Source organism: Planosporangium mesophilum, assembly GCF_016863255.1.
Lineage (GTDB): Bacteria > Actinomycetota > Actinomycetes > Mycobacteriales > Micromonosporaceae > Planosporangium > Planosporangium mesophilum.
In genome coordinates this window covers 36,463-54,662 of the sequence record NZ_BOON01000008.1, presented here as the reverse complement: position 1 = coordinate 54,662, position 18,200 = coordinate 36,463, and the positions used below count along the sequence as shown (strand labels likewise).

Genomic DNA, 18,200 nt, shown 5'->3' with positions numbered 1-18,200 from the left:
CATCGGGCGGCTCGCCGGATTCCACTGTGCCCGGCGCCGACTCTTGGGTACGTTCGGAAGCGAAGCCGTCCACGGGTCCCGGGGAGCTTATGGCGAGCGTTCCGCAGCGTCGCACCAACGGCGCGACGATCCTGCACGAGGTGACCGAGGCCGAGGGGTACATCGCCTCGATCTGCTTCAAGACCGGGCCGCCGGCACTCGTCGGCGCGGAGCTGGAGTGGACCGTGCACGCCCGCGACGATCCCGAGGCTCCGCTCGACCCGGCGTCGCTGCGCCGGGCCCTCGGCCCTCACGCCCCACCGACCCTTGTTCCCGACGGCTCCCACCAGGCGTTACCCGGCGGCGGCCTGGTGACCCTCGAGCCGGGCGGCCAGGTCGAGATCTCCTCGGCCCCGGCCACCTCGCTGACCGTGCTGCGCGACACGGTCGACGGCGACATCGCCCACCTGGCCGAGCGGCTGCGCGCGGCCGGCCTCAGGCTCGGCGATTCCGGGATCGACCAGCACCGCCCGCCGCGCCGGTTGCTCGAAACCCCTCGGTACACCGCGATGCAGCGGGCGTTCGACGCGGACGGCCCGCACGGGCGCACCATGATGTGCAGTACCGCCGGGCTGCAGGTCTGCGTCGACGCCGGCGAACCGTCCGGGCTCGCGGCCCGCTGGGCGGCGGTGCACGCGCTCGGTCCCGCCCTGGTCGCCCTCTTCGCCACGGCCCGCCGGTACGCCGGCCGCGACAGCGGCTGGGCTTCGGCCCGAATGCGGACGTGGCTCGGCATGGACCTGCGGCGCACCGGTCCGGTCGGCGCCGCCGCCGATCCCGCGCTGGCCTGGGCGCGGTACGCCCTCGCAGCGCCGCTGCTGTGCGTACGCGGTCTCGGCCCGAACTGGGACGTACCGGCCGGCGTCACGTTCGCCGACTGGATCGCCGGCGCGCTCCCCCGCCCGCCGACCACCGACGACCTGGACTACCACCTCGGCACCCTGTTCCCGCCGGTACGCCCCCGCGGGTACCTGGAGCTGCGGTTCCTCGACACCCAGCCGGGCGGCGAGTGGTTCGCCCCGGTCGCGGTCGTGGCCGCGCTGCTGGGTGACGCCCACGCCCTGGACGAGGCGCGGGCGGCGTGCGAGCCGACCGAAGGCCGCTGGCGGGACGCCGCCCGGCTGGGCCTCGCCGACCCCGCGTTCGCGGCGGCCGCCGCCCGGGTGGCCGACGTGACGGCGCGGGCGCTCAGCGGGACCGACCTGTCGGTGACCGCGCAGGCCACCGTGCTTGACGTCCTCGACCGCCGACTCGCCGGCGGCCTCCCCCTGGGATCACGGAAGGATTTCGCATGACCGATGAGACCGAGCGGCTGCGCGATCGGGTCGCGGTCGAACTGGAGCGCACCCGGGCACGTACCGCGCTGCTCACCGACGCCGTGGACGACGACGACCTGGTCCGGCAGCACTCACCACTGATGTCCCCGCTGGTGTGGGACCTGGCACACGTCGGCAACCAGGAGGAGCTGTGGCTGGTACGCGACGTCGGCGGGCGTGACCCGGTACGCCGGGACATCGACGAGCTCTACGACGCGTTCCAGCACCCCCGCCGCGACCGGCCGCAGTTGCCGCTGCTCGGACCGGTGGAGGCCCGCGGTTACGTGCGGACCGTACGCGACAAGGTGCTCGACCTGCTCGACGCGGTGCCGTTGGAGGGCCGCCGGCTCACCACGGACGCGTTCGCGTTCGGGATGATCGTGCAGCACGAGCAGCAGCACGACGAGACCATGCTCGCCACCCATCAACTGCGGGTCGGCGCTCCCGTACTGACGGCACCGTCCCCGCCGGATGCCGCGGTACGGGTCGGCGATGAGGTGCTCATCCCCGGTGGCCCGTTCACCATGGGTACCTCCACCGAGGCCTGGGCGCTGGACAACGAGCGGCCCGCGCACACCGTCGACGTACCCGCGTTCTTCATGGACGCCGCGTGCGTCACCAACGGCGAGTACGCCCGGTTCATCGCCGACGGCGGGTACGACCAGCCCCGATGGTGGACGCCGGAGGGCTGGGAGCACCGGGTACGGGCCGACCTGACCGCGCCGATGCACTGGCTGCGCGACCGCGACTGGTGGGCGTACACCCGCTTCGGCCGGACCGAGGCCGTGAACCCCGACGAGCCGGTCGTGCACGTCTGCTTCCACGAGGCGCAGGCGTACGCGGCGTGGGCCGGCAAGCGGCTGCCGACCGAGGCCGAATGGGAGAAGGCCGCCCGCTTCGACCCGGCGACCGGGCGCTCCCGCCGGTACCCGTGGGGGGACGAGGACCCGCAGGAGCACCACGCCAACCTGGGCCAGCGCCACCTCGCCCCGGCGGTCGCGGGGGCGTACCCGGCCGGGGCGTCGCCGGCCGGCGTACACCAGCTCATCGGCGACGTGTGGGAGTGGACCGCCTCCGACTTCGCCGGCTATCCGGGCTTCGCCGCGTTCCCCTACCGGGAGTACTCGGAGGTGTTTTTCGGGCCGAAGTACAAGGTGCTGCGCGGCGGCTCGTTCGGTACCGACGCGGCGGCCTGCCGGGGCACGTTCCGCAACTGGGACTACCCGATCCGCCGACAGATCTTCAGCGGTCTCCGCTGCGCCCGCGACGCCCACCTGTCGGAGCTGGGCTGATGTGCCGTCACCTGGCCTACCTCGGGCCGCCGGTGCCGCTGGCCCGGCTGCTGACCGAGCCGCCGCACTCGCTGCTGCGCCAGTCCTACGCGCCCAAGGACATGCGCGGCGGCGGCACGATCAACGCCGACGGGTACGGCTTCGGCTGGTACCCGCAGGCCGCGGCGACCCCGCTGCGGTACCGGCGCAACTGTCCGATGTGGGCGGACGGCAACCTGGCCCCGGTCGCGGCCGGCGCGCGTTCGCGCGCCGTCCTCGCGGCGGTACGCAACGCCACGCCCGGGATGCCGGTGACCGAGACCGCGGTCGCCCCGTTCACCGACGGGCCCTGGCTGTTCAGCCACAACGGCGCCGTCACGGACTGGCCCGACTCGATGGCCAAGCTCGCCGGGCGGCTGCCGACCGGCGACCTGCTGACCCTCGACGCACCCAGCGACGCCGCGCTGCTGTGGGCGCTGGTACGGGCCCGGCTGCGGGCCGGCGCGCCGCTGCCCGAAGCGCTGGCGGAGACGGTCGCCGAGACGGCCGCAGCCGCGCCGGGATCGCGCCTCAACCTGCTGCTCACCGACGGTGCCCGGATCGCCGCCACCACCGCCGGCCACGCCCTGTCCGTGCGGCGGACCGAAGGATCCGTCGTGGTCAGCTCCGAACCACTCGACGACGACGCCGCTTGGGCGCCGGTACCCGACGGGAAGCTCGTCGTCGCCACCCCCGACGCCGTCGACATCACCGATTGGGGCAGGCAGTGACCGTACCCGAACTGGAGATCCACCTCGACGAGTCCGACCTGGCGCGGTCGCTGCGCGACGACGTCCGGGCCGGGCTGACCGCCCCCGCGAAGTGGCTACCGCCCAAGTGGTTCTACGACGCGCGGGGCAGCGAACTCTTCGAGGAGATCACCCGCCTGCCGGAGTACTACCCGACCCGCGCCGAGCGGGCCGTCCTCACCGCGTACGCCACCGAGATCGCGGACGTCACCGTGGCGAAGACCCTCGTCGAACTGGGTTCCGGCTCGTCGGACAAGACCCGCCTGCTGCTGGACGCCCTGTCCCGGCACGGCTCCCTCGGCACCTTCGTCCCGTTGGACGTCTCGGCGGCGGCGCTGCGCGACGCGGTGGCCGCGCTGACGGCGGAGTACCCGAACCTCTCGGTACGGGGCATCGTCGGCGACTTCACCCGGCACCTGCGCGTACTGCCCGGCGGCGCCACCCGGCTCGTCGCGTTCCTCGGCGGCACCATCGGCAACCTGCTGCCCGCCGAGCGCCGGGAGTTCCTGACCGCCCTGCGCGCGGTCCTCGAACCCGGCGAGTGGCTGCTGCTCGGCAGCGACCTGGTCAAGGACGAGCGGATCCTGCTGCCCGCGTACGACGACGCGGCCGGCGTGACCGCCGAGTTCAACCGCAACGTGCTGCGGGTGGTCAACCGGGAGCTGGGCGCTTCGTTCGATCCGGAGGCGTTCGACCACGTGGCGGTGTGGAATCCGGCCGACGAGTGGATCGAGATGCGACTGCGGGCCCGGGAGGCGATGCGGGTACCGATCGCCGGCCTGGACCTCGTCGTGGAGTTCGACGAGGGTGAGGAGGTACGGACCGAGATCTCGGCCAAGTTCCGCCGCGAGGGGTTGGCGCGGGAGCTGGAGTCGGCCGGGTTCGCGCTCCGGCGGTGGTGGACCGACCCGGACGGCCTGTTCGGCGTCTCGCTCTCCCAGGCCGTGTAGATCCTCACCACGTCGGGACGTCGTGGCCTCGGGGTGGTCTCGAGGCCACGACGTCGGGCAAGTTGTGACGATCTTGGTTAGCAGTGGGCGGCCGGAGGGTAGATCCCTGGTCGTACGCTCGGGCCTGAGCCGGCGGAAGGAACTGGTATGGAACCGGTAAAGCGATGGTGGCTGTGGCTGACAGCGGCGACGGCGGCGACCGTTGCCCTGTGGCTGCTGCCAGCGGCGGCCTGGGCGCAGAGCGGTCCCGGCGTGGCGCTGGTCGGCAACGAGCTGGCCCGCAGCCCGCGCCGCGGCGGCACCGGGCTCCTGGGCGGCTGCTGCTGCCTGGTCGTGGTGCTCGCGGTCGTGCTCGCCGTCATGCTGGTACGGCGCCGTCGCCAGCCACCGCCTCCCCCGCCGCCGGGGGCATAGGCTCCTCGACCGGTCCAAGCCGGACGGTTCGACCACCGACACCCACCTCATCACCGGTAGGACACCGCAGTCGGGCACCACTACCCGGCCCCCGCGCCGTCCCGCCTCTAGGCTTGGCTGCATGGTGACAGGCGAGGAGGCCGACGCCGGCTGCGTCATGACCAACCCCGACCCGGAGCGTCCGCCGATCTTCGGGCGGGAGTCCGAGGTGTTCCGCCTCGGCGCGGCATGGGCCGGGGCGACGCGGGGCCGACCGTCGCTCGTCCTGATCGCCGGCGAGGCCGGCATCGGCAAGAGCCGGGTCGCCGCGCAGGCGGCCCGGCTTGCCCGCCGTACCGGTGGTGTGGTGCTGTCGGCGCGCTGCCAGGAGGCGGAGCGGTCGCTGCTGTTGCAGCCGCTCGTGGAGGCCATCGGCGACCACGTGGCGAGTCTGGCGCCCGACACCCTGCGCCGGCTCGCCGGCCAGCGGGCCGCGACGCTCGCCGCGCTGATCCCCCAGGCCGCGTCGGTGTTCGGTCCGACGTCGGCGGTACCGGCGCTACGGCGGCACCTCGCGGACGCGGCGGTCACCGGCGCGCTACGGGACCTCGCAGCGCAGGAACCCGTCCTGCTGCTCCTGGGCGACCTCCACCACGCGGGGTCGACGACCGTCCGGCTGCTCCGTGAGCTGGCCCGCGGTACGGGTACCCGGCTGCTCGTCGTCGCGACCGTACGCACGCCGCAGGGCGACGCCACCCTCGACGCGCTCGCCGACGTCGCGGTCCGGGTGGACCTCGGGCCGCTGTCACCGGCGGCGGTCACGCGGTGGGCGGCCGACGCCGGCTGGTCCGGGCTCGACGCCGACCTCCGGTCCCGCACCCGCGGCCACCCACTGTCCGTACTGGAGGCGCTGCGGGCCCTGGACGCGGGCGCGGACGGGGTGCCGGAGTCGCTGGAGGCGGCGGTCCTGGCGCGGCTGCACCGGGTGGACGACGAGACCGCAGAGGTCCTGCGCGCCGCGGCCGTACTCGGGGTCACCGTGGACCCCGCGACCCTGGCCCGCCTGGTCGACCTGCCGCTGCCGGTGGCGGCCGGGCACTGCGAGGCAGCCCTGTCCGCCGGACTGCTGGCGCCGGCCGACGGCGGCTACGGGTTCACCCACGAGCTGGTGCGGGAGATCCTGTACGGCACGACCGCGGACCCGGTACGGGCCCGGCACCACGGCCGCGCCGCCGACCTGCTCGAACACCTCCCGGAGGCGATGGCGGGGCACGCGGCCGCCGTCGGGGACTGGTCCCGGGCGGCGCGCGGCTGGTTGCTCGCCGCCGTCGACGCCGCCGACCGCCAGGCCACTGCGGACGCGGAGGGTCTGCTGGTACGGGCCGTCGAGGCGGCCGACCGGGCCGGGGACGCGCCGCTGGTGGCGCTCGCGCAGAGCCGGCTACGGAAGCTCCGCGGGTCCTGACAGCGGGTACCGGTACAGGTTGGACTCCCGGCGCTGGAAGCCCAGCCGCTGGTACAGCCGGTTGGCGGCGATCCGCGACGCGCGGGAGGTCAGCTCGACCGACCCGGCGCCGGCCTCGCGCGCGAGCCGGAGCGCGGCGGTCGTGAGCTCGGCGCCGACGCCCTGCCCGCGCGCGCTGGAGTCGACCACCACGTCCTCGATCCGGCAGCGCACCCCGGTCAGCATGGGCACGGTGACCAGCGTGAGGGTGCCGACGATCCGCCCGGCTGACCGCGCGACCAGCACGGTGTTCGGCTCGGCGGCGACCACCCGACCCAGGGACGCCCGATCGGGTGGGTCGGCCGAGGACGACAACTGCGGAAGCAGCCGCGCGAACGCCGCCACGACCTCGTCGGTGACCTCCCGGATCGTCTCGATCTCCACGCGCAGACCCTATGCCACCGCGCCCGTTCTCCCGCTGGGTGTGACCCTCGTCCCGTCATTCTCGTCGATTCACCGTGTCGCAGCGGGTGTGGCCGGGTAACCCACCTACAGGCCGGCGGGCACGACCCGTTCGCCGCGACCCCGTACCGCACGGACCGCAGGAGGGCGCACACAATGACGACCATCGAAATCGACACCCGTGACCGGACCAACGTGGCGGGTGCCGACCGGATGCCCCTGATCGCGGTGTGCGTCATGGCTCTGCTCGGCCTTGCCGGCATCATCTCGATGACCGCCTGAGGCGCGCCGTCACGAAGCCGAGGGTGCCCGTGGCGGCGCCGAACAGTTCAGTCCGGTGAGGTTCTTGTCGGCCAGCGCCAGGTGCGTCTGCAGCACCGGCACCTGTGCCTTGGCGAACGCGCGGACCCGGGCGTCGTCGGCGTGTGCCGACATCAGCAGGTACATGCCGACATCGTCCTCGTGGTCGGCGTACATCACCGGCGCGTACGAGCAGTCGAACGGCCCGCCACGCAGGCTCTGCCAGATGGTGAGCACCTTCTGCTGATCGGGACCGGGACCGCTCGGCGGCGTCACTCCGAGACTACGGCCGAGCTGCTGCAACTGCTCGTACTCCTTGCCGTGGTCGCGGGCCATCCGCTCGCCGAATGCCCGTACCCTCGGGTTGGCGGCCCGGTCCGCGGCGAGCTTGCCGCTGACCACCTCGAACCGCGCGCCCTGGCCGGCGACGTTGAGGAAGGCCTTGTCCCGGGCGCTGAGCTGTCCACTGGGGACAGGGCCGTCCGGGGTGGGGCTGGCCGGTTGCGCCACCGCCGCGGTGGGGGCCGCTAGGGCCGCGCACACGGCGGCCACGATTCCAGCCACGAAGGGTAACCGCATGACAACCTCCGGTGGGGGCGCTTGTGGTACCGAGCTTGCCTTCACCGAGGTTGTGCACTACCCAGTAGTAACGGCGTGTACCACCACCGCGACCTAACGGCGGGTACCGCCACCACGGCCGGCCGCCCGCGCCTCCACCCGCCGCAACGCGTCGGCGTAGTCGTCCAGGGGCCGCATCGCCAGCGCCATCCGCAGGTGCGGCAGCGCCTCCCCCGGCTTCCCCAGGCGCTCGAGGGTGCGGCCGAGCACGAAGTGCGCGTAATGGTCGGTCGGGTCCCGGTCGATCAGCCAGCGCAGCTGCTCCTCGGCCCGGCGTAGCTGGGCCGAGTGGTAGTACGCCCGCGCCAGCAGCAGTCGTACGGACGTGTTGTCGGGCTCGGCCGCCACGACCGGCGCCAGCGTGTTGGCCGCGCCGATCGGGTCACCCGCGTCGAACGACCTGACGGCCCGCTCGTACTCCGCGTAAAGATCCACCGCACCGTCCCCCTTGAGGATCTCGTGTACCCCGGCAACAGCGCCTCCACCGTTCATGTTCCCAGTCGGCCGGGCGGGTACCGTTCGGCAATGGTCGAGATCGTGACGGCGTCGGAGAGCGAGGCGCGACAGCAGCGGGTCGCCGGAGCGCTCACCGCGGCGGGGCTCGGCCCCGGTGACCGGGTGGCGCTGCTGCTGGAGCCGTCCGCCGGCCTGCTCGCCGCCGTCCTCGGTGCGCTGCGCCGCGGCGTCATCCCGGTGGTGCTCGACCCCGCGCTGTCGGCAGCCGAGCGCGCGGACCTGCTCGCCGACTGCCGGCCGGGGCTCGTCGTGGACGACGCCGCCGCGCTCGACCGGCTGCTCGGCGGGCCGCCGGCCGAGTTGGCGCCGGTACCGCTGGGCCGCCCCATGCACTACACCTCCGGTACCACGGGGCGGCGCAAGGGCGTCTGGTCGGGCGTGCTCGACGAGCCTGCCGCCCGCGCACTGCTCGACGAGGAGGTCACGCTCTGGGGGTTCGGCCCGGACGACCGGCATCTGGTGTTCTCCCCGCTGTACCACTCGGCGCCGCTGCGGTTCGCCACGTCCACCCTGCTCAGCGGCGGTACGGTGATCCTGCCCGGCCGCTTCGATCCGGCGCGGGTGCTCGACGTGATCCGCCGAGCCCGGCCCACGACCGCGTTCTGCGTACCGACACAGCTGCGCCGGCTCCTCGCCGCCGCGGACGCCGGCCCCGGCCTGCCCGACCTCTCCGACTTCCGGCTGCTCGCCCACGCCGGCGAGCCCTGCCCGTACCCGCTGAAGCGCCGCGTCGTGGACACGTTCCCAGCGGGCTCGGTGTACGAGTTCTACGGCTCCACCGAGGGCCAGTTCACCGCCTGCTCCGCGGCCGAGTGGGAGAACAGGCCCACCAGCGTCGGGCGGGCGCGGCCGGGTCGGGCACTGCGGGTCGATGCCGACGGTGTCATCTGGTGCCGGGTACCGGCGCACGCCCGGTTCAGCTACTGGGGTGACCCGGCCAAGACGGCGGCCGCCTGGCACGGCGACGAGTTCACCGTCGGCGACGCCGGCCGGCTCGACGCCGACGGGTACCTCTACCTCGACGGCCGCCGCGACGACCTGGTCATCACCGGCGGCGTCAACGTGTACCCGCGGGAGGTCGAACTGGTACTCGCCGAACACCCCGGCGTCGACGAGGTCGCCGTGTTCGGCGTCGCCGACGAACGGTGGGGCCAGCGGCTGAGCGCGGCCGTGGTGGGGTCGGTCGCCGCCGAGGAGCTGGACGCGTACGCGCGCGAGCGGCTCCCGCCGGCTCGGCGCCCCAAGGACTACCACCTGGTGGCGGACCTGCCCCGTACCGGTACCGGCAAGGTCCGCCGCCTGGACCTGCCCGCCTACCTGGGGCTGACACCGGTCGGGGAGTGACGCCGCCGCTCGGTTGCGCGCCGCCACCCGATTGCGCCGTGGGCACCCGCCCGATTCCCCTCAGGTCACCCGGCTCGGCGCCGATAGTCCCGAACAGCCGGGGAGGGCCGAGGTGACACCGTGATCGGGATCGGGATGAGCGGCGGCGCGAGCGCGGTCAACGCGCTCGGGCGATCGGCTGCCGCCGTCCGGGCCGCGCAGGCCGGCCTGATCTCGGGACGGCGCATCAACTCGGCCGCCGACGACGCCGCCGGCCTGAGCACCTCCACCGCCCTGACCACCCGGGCGCGTGGGCTGACGGTCGCGGCGAAGGGCGTACGGGAGGTCATCGACGGCCTCACCGTCATCGACGGCGTGTTCGCAACCGTCACCGGCGTCCTGCAGCGGCTGCGTGACCTCGGCGTGCAGTCCGGCAGCGGGGCTCTCGGCCCGGACGACCGGGCCGCCCTCGGCGCCGAGTCGCGGCAGGGCCTGGCCCACATCGACGCGCTGCTGGCGTTGCGCCTGTCCGGCCGGGCGGTGTTCGCCGGGCAGCCCGGAACCGCCGTGCCGTACCAACCCGCCGTGGCGCCGGTCCCTCCGGTACCCGCGAAACCCGCGGTCCTGACCGGGTCACCGCTCGGCGCCTTCACGGTCGGCGGTGCCGCTCCCCCGGCCGCGGCCGGGGACGACCTGACCGTGTCCACCGGGGGCAGCAGCCTCACGCTGCACCTCGCACCGGGCACGTACGCCACCGCGCAGGACGCCCTGACCGGGGTACGGGCGGCGTGGACGACCGCCCTCGCCGGCGCCGACGCGGCGACCGCCGCGGCCGTGGCCGGGGTGACCTTCTCCCTCACCGCCGGCGGCGCGCTGACCGTGACCGCGGGCGACACCGGCCCGACGAGCAGCGTGACCGTGGCGGGCGGGGCCACGGCCGCGCTGGGCCTGGACAATCCGACGACGACCGTCGGGGCCGACGCCACACCGGGCGTCCCCGGCCGGCCGGAGGTACCCGCCCAGCGGGAGCAGCCACTGCGGCTGTACGTCCAGGAGGGACCGGACGCCGGCGACGGGTTCGACATCCTGATTCCGCTGCTCGACACGCAGGCGCTGGGGTTGACCGGCTGGGCGCCCGGTCAGGCGGGTATCGACGCCGTCGACAGCGCGCTGGCACAGGTGATGTCGACGCGCACCACGCTCGGAGCGCAGACGAACGCGCTGACCTCGTCGGCACGGCTCGCGGACGTCACCGCGGACAACCTGACCGAGGCGGCGTCCCGGATCAGCGACGCCGACCTGGGCGCCGCCTCGGTGCAGCTGGCTCTCGCGCAGAGCCGGTTCTCCGCCGGGATCGCGGTGCTGTCCACCGCACGGGCCGCGCACGCGGACCTGATCCAGCGACTGTTGGGCGGTCTCGGCCGCCGTGGATCCCTGCTCGACCTCGCGGCGTGACGAAGTAAAAGCCCCTGCAACCGGTCCGCACCCGTCGTTCACCCGGGCCGCTACGGCGATCGGATGTCCTGATGATCCATTGATCGTGCGTCGACGGGGAGGACCGCGCGTGAAGACCAACAGGCTTCGAAGAAGGCTCATGGTCGGCGGTCTCGCCGCCGTCATGGCCGGCACGGCGACTGCGGCCGTGGCGATATCGCGCCCGGACTATCTGCCGTTGCGGCCCCTGCAGCAGCCCCAACCCGCTGCCGACTCGTACCAGCACGTGCTGGTTGACGTACCGGCAGGCACGCCGATCGTGCCGGCGGGTCGGACCGCACCGGCGGGGAACGCCGGACCGGCGGACGCCGGTGTCGACCTGGCCGCGCTGTCCCGGCTCCAGGGCCGGGTGGACCGCCTCGAACGCGACCAGAACGGCCGGGTGCTGGCCATCCTGACCGACGGCAGCAGCGTCGACGTGACAGCCGGCGCCGGGGCGGTGCCGACCTCGCCGGCCACGAGCAAGGCCGCCGCCAAGGACGTACCCGCACCGCTGCTGGCCCTGGCGTCCAACCCGGACGTGGTGGACCTCGAGCCGGTCAGCCCGACCACCTGGAAGGTGACCGGTAACCTGCCGGCCGACCGGGTGTCCGCGCTGTCGGGCCTGCCCACCCGCTCGGACGTGCTGTTGCAGGCCACCGCGGACGACACGTACCGCTCGTCGCTGTGGGCGCTGGAGAACAAGGGCGGCACGGTCGGCGGCTACCCGGCCGTCGCGGACGCGGACGTCGACGGGGTGGAGGCCAACCGGCGCGGTACCGGTACCGGCGTCATCGTCGCCGTGGTCGACACCGGCGTCCAGAACAACCACCCCGACCTGCCGCCGCTGTGGCGCAACCCGAACGAGGTCTGCGGCAACGGCGTCGACGACGACCGCAACGGCTACGTCGACGACTGCGAGGGCTACGACTTCGTCCACAACGACAGCACCATCTACGACCCCGCCGACAGCAACGACCACGGCACCCACGTGGCCGGCACGATCGCGGCCGTCCCGAACAACGGCCAGGGCACCGCGGGCCTGGCCCCCGGTGCGACGATCATGTCGCTGAAGGTCAGCGCCAACGGATCGATGTGGAATTCCGACGTCGCGCGGGCCATCCGGTACGCCGCCGACAACGGCGCGAAGGTCGTCAACGCCAGCCTGGGCAACAAGCCCGGCTCGACGCCGATCGAGGCCGTGCGGGACCTGCAGGACGCGATCGCGTACGCGGGCAGCAAGGGCGTCGTGGTCGTCGCCGCGGCCGGCAACGACGCCACCAACACCGACGCAGCAGCCGTCTGGCCGGCCGACCTGCCGCTGGACAACATCGTCTCGGTGGGCGCGTCGACCGCCGCCGAGGGTATCGCCGGCTTCTCGAACTACGGCGCGACCACGGTCGACCTGTTCGCGCCCGGCCACTACATCGTCTCCACCGTCCCCAACGGGTACGCGTCGATGCAGGGCACCTCGATGGCGGCACCGCACGTGGCCGCCGCCGCGGCGCTGGTGATGTCGGCGGATCCGGGAATGCCCCCGTCCGAGGTGCGGCAGCGGCTGATGGACACCGCGGACCGGGTCGGCGTGTACAGCGGGAAGTCGGTCACCGGTGCCCGGCTCAACGCCGACCGCGCGCTCGCCGCGAGCGGGTTCACCGTCGACGCGGCCGCGTTCAACGAGTTCACTCCGGACACGCCGCACACCGGCACCCTGACCGTCAAGGCGGCTGCGGGCGCGGTACCGGCGGGGACCGCGGTCACGCCGCGGGCGACGCTGCTCACCAACGTCGACGGCACCACCTACGCCGTGCTCGACCAGCCGGTGACGCTGAACGGCGCCGAGGTCACCACCGACGCCAACGGCCAGTTCCTGCTCGGCCCCGAGGCCGGTGTGGACGGGGCGGACACCACCCTGACCGGCGACGGCATCCGGGTGGCGGTCGGTACGACGCTGCCCGCCGGTGACTACGCCGTCGTCGTGGACCTGGTGTCGGTAGCCGACCCCGGGTACGCGTACGGCCGGTCGAACGCGGTCGTCTTCACGGTCGGCGAGCCGCGCACCACCGCTCCGGCGCCGGGCGGCCCGACGCCCGCGCCGACGACCACCACGCCGGCCGGCAGCACACCGCGGCCCGGTACGACCACGCCGACGACGACCGCGCCCAAGCCGGGCACAACCACGCCTGCGCCGACGGCGCCCGGCACGCAGCCGACGAGCGGCCCCCGGCCGACGACCGGCCCGACGACGGCGCCCGGCACGAGCCCGAAGCCGGGTACGGGCACCAGCCCGCAGCCGGGAACCGGCACCAGCCCGAAGCCGGGCACGGGCACCAGCCCGCAGCCGGGAACCGGCACGAGCCCGCAGCCCGGTACGGGTACCAGCCCGCAGCCGGGGACCGGGACCACGCCGAAGCCGACCACCGCCCCCCAGCCGGGCACGACTGTGACGGCACAGCCGACGGCCCCGGGTACCAAGCCCACGACGCCCGGCCCGACGCAGACCACGGCTCCGGCGCCGGCACCGTCGCCGGTCACCGGGAACGGCATCACCATCACGTCGGTGACGCCCGCGAACGGACCGGCCGGCGGGGGTACCGCGGTGATGATCACCGGATCCGGCTTCCCCGCCTCCCCGGTGGTGAAGATCGGCGGGGTCGGGGCGTACGTGTCGAGCCGCGGTCCGGCCAGCCTGACCGTGATCACGCCGCCGGGTACGGCCGGCTCGATCGTCGACGTGACGGTCGGTGACCCGACCGGCAAGTCGGTGACGATGGCGAAGGCGTTCCGCTACGACGCGGTGTCCGGTGCGACCCCGGCGCCCACCACGCCGGCTCCGGGCAGCTCAACCCCGGGGACCACCCCGAAGCCGACGCCGGCCGGGCCGACCGGGGCAACCCGGCGTGACCCGCTCAAGCTCGGCGCGGCGACCGAGCGCAACGGGCTGAAGCTGGCGCCGGTCCTCAACCCGCCGGCAGGGCTGTGGGCGGCGACCCGCTGCCAGACGGTGCAGTGCCGGGGCGTACAGATCTAATGGTTGGTTGAAGGGCACCGTGGCGACACGGTGCCCTTCAACCATGCCCCTCATCGTTACGGCCGGGTCAGCGGATTCCCGCCCGCCGCAGGGTCAGCGCCAGCCGCTGGGTGTGCGCGACGACGGCCTTGGCCACCCGCTCCAACTCCTCGCCGCCTGCCAGTTCCGAGGGCATAGAACAGCTGATCGCGTCCGTGGCCGGGATCCGGTAGTCGACCGGGGCGGCCACGCACGCCACCCCCACGGTGCCCTGCTCCCGCTCGAAGGCCCAGCCCCGTACCCGTACCTGTTCCAGCTCGCGGTGCAGCGCCTCGCGATCGGTGATGGTGTTCGCCGTGTGGGCGACGAGATCGGCCGAGACCAGCGCGTCCACCTCGTCGGTGGTCAACTGCGCCAGCAGTGCCTGCCCCAGCGCGGTGAGGTAGCCGGGCAGCCGCCGCCCGACCCGCGGGATGACCCGTACCGAGTCGCGCGACTCGCGGGAGGCGAGGTAGATGATGTGGCCGTCGTCGCGGCGCGCGTAGTGGATGGTGTACCCGACCTCCCCGCGCAGGTCCTCGAGGGCGTCGTGGGCGTACGGCAACGCCGGGTCCTTGTCGAGGTAGGCGGTGCCGGAGAGCAGCGCGTGCGGTCCGATTCCGATCGCCGACCCGCCGTCGTCGGACTCGACCCACTTGAGGTCGCGCAGCGTGCGTACCAACGCGTGCAGGCTGGAGCGGGGGTACCCCACACGATCCTGGAGCTCGGAGAGCGTGAGCTTGTGCGGCGACGCGGCCAGGGTCTCGAGGATGCGCACGGTGCGCTCCGCGGACTTGACCAGGTGACCGCGGTCGTCGCCGGGCTGCGCCATCTCCGTTTCCCGTCTCTACATGTTTCGATGTGTTGACCGTCATGGTACCGATCGATACCTTGGCCCTATAGCTTCCAAGTCCACGGAAGCTGTCCACATATGTAGACAGGAGGCGGCGTGTCAATCACCGGGCTGCTGTCTTTCCCGCTGACCCCGTTCGCCGCCGATGACACCGTCGACGTCGACGTCTTCGCCGAGCACGTGTCCCGGCAGCTCGACGCCGGCCCGGGCGGGCTGTTCGTCGCGTGCGGCACCGGCGAGTACACGGCCCTGTCGCTGGCCGAGTACCGCACGGTCGTCGCCACGGCGGTACGGCTCGCCGCCGGTCGGGTACCGGTCTTCGCCGGTACCGGCGGAGGCCCGCAACAGGCCCGCGAGTTCGCCCTGGCCGCGGCCGACAGCGGAGCCGACGGGCTGCTGCTGCTCCCGCCGTACCTGGTGCGGTCCACCCCGGCCGGGCTGGTGCGGCACGTCCGCTACGTCGCCGGGGCCACGCCGCTGCCGATCGTCGTGTACCAGCGCGACAACGCCGTGCTCGACCCGGCCGCCGCGGTCGAACTGCTGGACGTGCCCACGGTGGCGGGAATCAAGGACGGCCGCGGCGACGTCGTCGCGATGCTGCGCCTGGTCACGGCGGTACGCGCCAGCGGGCACCCGCGCGCAGCGGAGTTCTCCTTCCTCAACGGGCTCCCCACCGCCGAGATGTCGGTACAGGCGTACCGGGCGATCGGCGTCGACAGCTACTCCTCGGCGGTGCTCTGCTTCGCCCCCGACATCGCCACGGCCTTCCACCGCGCCGTCGGCGCCGGCGACGACGCCCGGGTACAGGCCCTGCTCACGGAGTTCTACCTGCCGTTCGTGGCGCTGCGCGACCAGGTCCCCGGGTACGCGGTGGCGCTGGTCAAGGCCGGCGCGCGACTGTCCGGACTGAGGGTGGGCCCGGTACGCCCGCCGCTGGTCGACGCCGGCCCCGGGCACGTCGAACAGTTGGCCGCCATCATCGAGCGGGGCCGGGAGGCGCTCGCATGACCGAGCGGGTGACCGAGGTCGTCGTCACGCCCATCGCGTTTCCGGACCCGCCGCTGCTGAACGCCACCGGGGTCCACCAGCCCTGGGCTCTGCGGACCATCGTCGAGCTGCGCGTCGGCGACGACCTGGTCGGCCTCGGCGAGACGTACGGTGACGCGCCCCACCTGGAACTGGTCCGCCGGGCCGCCGAGGCCGTCGTCGGGGTGGACCCGTTCGACCTGGCCGACCTGACCCGCCGGGTCTCGGCCGCGGTCGGCCGGGTCGACGTGCCCGACCTGCACGGGCTGACCGGCCACTCGACCGTGAAGAAGACGGTACTGCGGGTCCTCTCCCCGTTCGAGGTGGCCAGCCTGGACCTCCAGGGCCAGCTGGTCGGCCGTCCACTGTGGGCACTGCTCGGCGGCAGGGCGCGCGAGTCGGTGCCGTTCTCGGCGTACCTGTTCTACAAGTGGGCCGCACATCCCGGCGCCGAGCCGGACGAGTGGGGTGAGGCGCTCGACCCGGCCGGCATCGTCGCTCAGGCCAGGCGGATGATCGACCGGTACGGCTTCACGTCGATCAAGCTCAAGGGTGGGGTCTTCGAACCGGAGCAGGAGATCGAGGCGATCCGGGCGCTGCGCGCGCAGTTCCCCGACCACCCGCTGCGACTGGATCCCAACGCCGCCTGGAGCGTCGACACCTCGATCAAGGTCGCGCGCGAGACCGATGGGCTGCTGGAGTACCTCGAGGACCCGACGCCGACCATCGAGGGCATGGCTGCCGTCGCCCGCGAGGCATCGATGCCGCTGGCCACCAACATGTGCGTGATCACGTTCGCCGACGTGAAGCCCGGCTTCGAACGGCGCGCCGTCGGCGTGGTCCTCTCCGACCACCACTTCTGGGGCGGGCTGCGTGCCTCCCAGCGACTGGCCGGCATCTGCGCCACCTGGGGCGTGGGGCTGTCCATGCACTCAAACAGCCACCTTGGCATCAGCCTGGCCGCCATGGCCCACCTGGGCGTCGCGACACCGAATTTGACGTACGCGGCCGACACGCACACCCCCTGGCAGCTCGGGGTGGACGTGGTCGAGCAGCCGCTGTCCTTCGTGGACGGTGCGGTCACCCCGCCGGACGCGTCCGGCCTCGGCGTGACCCTGGACCGGGACGCCCTGGCCCGGATGCACGCCGACTATCTGCGCTGCGGCATCCGGCAGCGCGACGACGTCGGGTACATGAGGCAGTTCCAACCCGACTACGAACTGCGCAGGCCACGGTGGTGAGTGGCCGGATCGCGGGGCACGCGTACCCGTGGGACGTGCTCGGTGACCCCGACTTCGTCGGCCGGGTACGCGAGATCGGCGTGGACACGGTGACGCTCGCGGCCGCGTACCACTCCACCCGGGCGGCCACTCCCCTGCACCCGGCACACCAGGTCGTCACGGCCGACCACGCGGCGCTGTACCGGCCGGTCCGGGAGGAGGCGTGGCGCGGCAGCCGACTGGCGCCGCTCGGCCCCCGCTGGATGGCCGAGCCCGACCCGTTCGCGACCGCCGCCGCGAGCCTGCGCGCGGCCGGGTTGACGGTGGCCGCCTGGATCGTGCTCACCCACAACACCCGGCTCGGGGCCGCCAACCCCGACCTGGCAGTCGTCAACTGCTTCGGCGACGCGTACCCGTACGCGCTGTGCCCGACGCACGAGGAGGTGCGCGGGTACGCGGCGACCCTGGCGGCGGAGGCGCTGCGGGGCGTACCGGTCGACGAGGTGTCCGTGGAGGCGTGCGGCCAGCTCGGCCTGACCCACCTCACCCACCACGAGAAGACCGACGGGGCGTGGACGCCGTACGCGCAGCGACTGCTGTCGGTCTGCTGCTGCGCCGCGTGCCGGGCCGGGTGGCGCGAGCGCGGTCTCGACCCGGACCGCGTGGTCTGCGGCCTGCGCGCCGCGGTCCACGCGGACGCTCTCGGTGAACCCTCCGATGTGGACGACCTCGACGAGGTGCTGGCCGCCCGGCACGCCGCCACCGACGCGCTGCGCGCCCGGGTGCTCGCGCGGGTACGCGAGGAGGCTCCCGGCGCGCCGGTGACGCTGCACGCCCACCCCGACCCGTGGGTGACCGGCGCGTCGCCGGGGCTGACGCCCACCGCCGCGGCCGACGTCGACGCGGTCCTCGTACCCTGCTGGTCGCCTCAGCCCGCCACCGCCGACCTGGTGGCGCGCGCGGCGTCCGCGGGCCGGCCGGTGGACGCGTACGTCACGGTGCTGCCGCCTGCCGACCCGGACGACCTGCCGGCCCACCTGGACCGGCTGCGGGCCGCGGGCGCGTCCCGGCTGAGCCTGTACCACCTGGGCCTCGCACCCGCCTGGCGGCTACCCGACCTGCGGGGGATGGTGGAGACCTGGCGCTCCCCGTAACGCCG

At 73.8% G+C, this 18,200-nt stretch carries 17 protein-coding genes; 13 read left to right on the top strand and 4 right to left on the bottom strand.

Annotated features, from left to right (window positions below):
- Positions 1 to 89: 89 nt before the first annotated feature.
- The 6 genes from egtA (at position 90) to Pme01_RS05650 (ending at position 6,222) form a co-directional block, all read left to right on the top strand.
- On the top strand, positions 90 to 1,334 hold the full coding sequence (egtA, locus tag Pme01_RS05675) for an ergothioneine biosynthesis glutamate--cysteine ligase EgtA (protein ID WP_168117568.1): 1,245 nt from the start codon (positions 90 to 92) through the stop codon (positions 1,332 to 1,334).
- Positions 1,331 to 2,647, top strand: coding sequence for an ergothioneine biosynthesis protein EgtB (egtB, locus tag Pme01_RS05670; RefSeq protein ID WP_168117567.1), 1,317 nt, complete (start codon positions 1,331 to 1,333; stop codon positions 2,645 to 2,647). Before egtA ends, egtB begins: the two co-directional genes overlap by 4 nt.
- The gene (egtC, locus tag Pme01_RS05665; RefSeq protein WP_168117566.1) at positions 2,647 to 3,396 is read left to right on the top strand and encodes an ergothioneine biosynthesis protein EgtC; all 750 of its coding nucleotides are present in this window, start codon (positions 2,647 to 2,649) and stop codon (positions 3,394 to 3,396) included. The genes egtB and egtC overlap by 1 nt, the downstream gene beginning before the upstream one ends.
- Positions 3,393 to 4,364, top strand: a complete 972-nt coding sequence (gene egtD / locus Pme01_RS05660) for an L-histidine N(alpha)-methyltransferase (protein ID WP_168117565.1) — start codon at positions 3,393 to 3,395, stop codon at positions 4,362 to 4,364. Before egtC ends, egtD begins: the two co-directional genes overlap by 4 nt.
- A 147-nt stretch (positions 4,365 to 4,511) precedes the next feature.
- Positions 4,512 to 4,778, top strand: coding sequence for a hypothetical protein (locus tag Pme01_RS05655; RefSeq protein WP_168117564.1), 267 nt, complete (start codon positions 4,512 to 4,514; stop codon positions 4,776 to 4,778).
- Positions 4,779 to 4,899: 121 nt separating this feature from the next.
- Positions 4,900 to 6,222 carry an ATP-binding protein gene (locus Pme01_RS05650; protein ID WP_168117563.1) on the top strand — a complete coding sequence of 441 codons (1,323 nt, stop codon included), beginning with the start codon at positions 4,900 to 4,902 and terminating at the stop codon, positions 6,220 to 6,222.
- On the opposite strand, the gene Pme01_RS05645 is transcribed toward Pme01_RS05650, so the two are convergent.
- On the bottom strand, positions 6,199 to 6,645 hold the full coding sequence (locus Pme01_RS05645) for a GNAT family N-acetyltransferase (protein ID WP_239088040.1): 447 nt from the start codon (positions 6,643 to 6,645) through the stop codon (positions 6,199 to 6,201). The genes Pme01_RS05650 and Pme01_RS05645 overlap by 24 nt on opposite strands.
- Positions 6,646 to 6,819: 174 nt before the next feature.
- Between Pme01_RS05645 and Pme01_RS31385 the strand changes: the two genes are divergently transcribed.
- Positions 6,820 to 6,945 carry a hypothetical protein gene (locus Pme01_RS31385; protein ID WP_275408498.1) on the top strand — a complete coding sequence of 42 codons (126 nt, stop codon included), beginning with the start codon at positions 6,820 to 6,822 and terminating at the stop codon, positions 6,943 to 6,945.
- A 9-nt stretch (positions 6,946 to 6,954) separates the two neighbouring features.
- Here Pme01_RS31385 and Pme01_RS05640 read toward each other — a convergent pair whose 3' ends face one another.
- Positions 6,955 to 7,542, bottom strand: a complete 588-nt coding sequence (locus tag Pme01_RS05640) for a DUF4142 domain-containing protein (RefSeq protein ID WP_168117562.1) — start codon at positions 7,540 to 7,542, stop codon at positions 6,955 to 6,957.
- Between the two features lie 93 nt (positions 7,543 to 7,635).
- Positions 7,636 to 8,016 carry a tetratricopeptide repeat protein gene (locus Pme01_RS05635; RefSeq protein WP_203935456.1) on the bottom strand — a complete coding sequence of 127 codons (381 nt, stop codon included), beginning with the start codon at positions 8,014 to 8,016 and terminating at the stop codon, positions 7,636 to 7,638.
- Positions 8,017 to 8,106: 90 nt separating this feature from the next.
- Here Pme01_RS05635 and Pme01_RS05630 point away from each other — a divergent pair, with 90 nt between their 5' ends.
- The 3 genes from Pme01_RS05630 to Pme01_RS05620 all read left to right on the top strand — a co-directional run bounded on the left by Pme01_RS05630 (position 8,107) and on the right by Pme01_RS05620 (position 13,924).
- The gene (locus Pme01_RS05630) at positions 8,107 to 9,441 is read left to right on the top strand and encodes a class I adenylate-forming enzyme family protein (protein ID WP_168117561.1); all 1,335 of its coding nucleotides are present in this window, start codon (positions 8,107 to 8,109) and stop codon (positions 9,439 to 9,441) included.
- Between the two features lie 120 nt (positions 9,442 to 9,561).
- Positions 9,562 to 10,875, top strand: a complete 1,314-nt coding sequence (locus Pme01_RS05625; RefSeq protein WP_168117560.1) for a flagellin N-terminal helical domain-containing protein — start codon at positions 9,562 to 9,564, stop codon at positions 10,873 to 10,875.
- Positions 10,876 to 10,984: 109 nt separating this feature from the next.
- Positions 10,985 to 13,924 carry a S8 family serine peptidase gene (locus Pme01_RS05620; protein ID WP_168117559.1) on the top strand — a complete coding sequence of 980 codons (2,940 nt, stop codon included), beginning with the start codon at positions 10,985 to 10,987 and terminating at the stop codon, positions 13,922 to 13,924.
- Between the two features lie 67 nt (positions 13,925 to 13,991).
- Here the strand turns inward: Pme01_RS05620 and Pme01_RS05615 are convergent, their stop codons facing one another.
- Positions 13,992 to 14,774, bottom strand: coding sequence for an IclR family transcriptional regulator (locus tag Pme01_RS05615; RefSeq protein WP_168117558.1), 783 nt, complete (start codon positions 14,772 to 14,774; stop codon positions 13,992 to 13,994).
- Positions 14,775 to 14,891: 117 nt separating this feature from the next.
- Between Pme01_RS05615 and Pme01_RS05610 the strand changes: the two genes are divergently transcribed.
- From Pme01_RS05610 to Pme01_RS05600, 3 genes are read left to right on the top strand one after another with little or no spacing between them, the layout of a single operon-like run.
- Positions 14,892 to 15,803: a 5-dehydro-4-deoxyglucarate dehydratase gene (locus Pme01_RS05610; protein ID WP_168117557.1), complete on the top strand. Its 912-nt coding sequence runs from the start codon at positions 14,892 to 14,894 to the stop codon at positions 15,801 to 15,803.
- Positions 15,800 to 17,062, top strand: a complete 1,263-nt coding sequence (locus Pme01_RS05605; RefSeq protein WP_168117556.1) for a glucarate dehydratase family protein — start codon at positions 15,800 to 15,802, stop codon at positions 17,060 to 17,062. The genes Pme01_RS05610 and Pme01_RS05605 overlap by 4 nt, the downstream gene beginning before the upstream one ends.
- Positions 17,059 to 18,195, top strand: coding sequence for a hypothetical protein (locus Pme01_RS05600; RefSeq protein ID WP_203935447.1), 1,137 nt, complete (start codon positions 17,059 to 17,061; stop codon positions 18,193 to 18,195). The genes Pme01_RS05605 and Pme01_RS05600 overlap by 4 nt, the downstream gene beginning before the upstream one ends.
- The last annotated feature ends 5 nt before the right edge of the window (positions 18,196 to 18,200 follow it).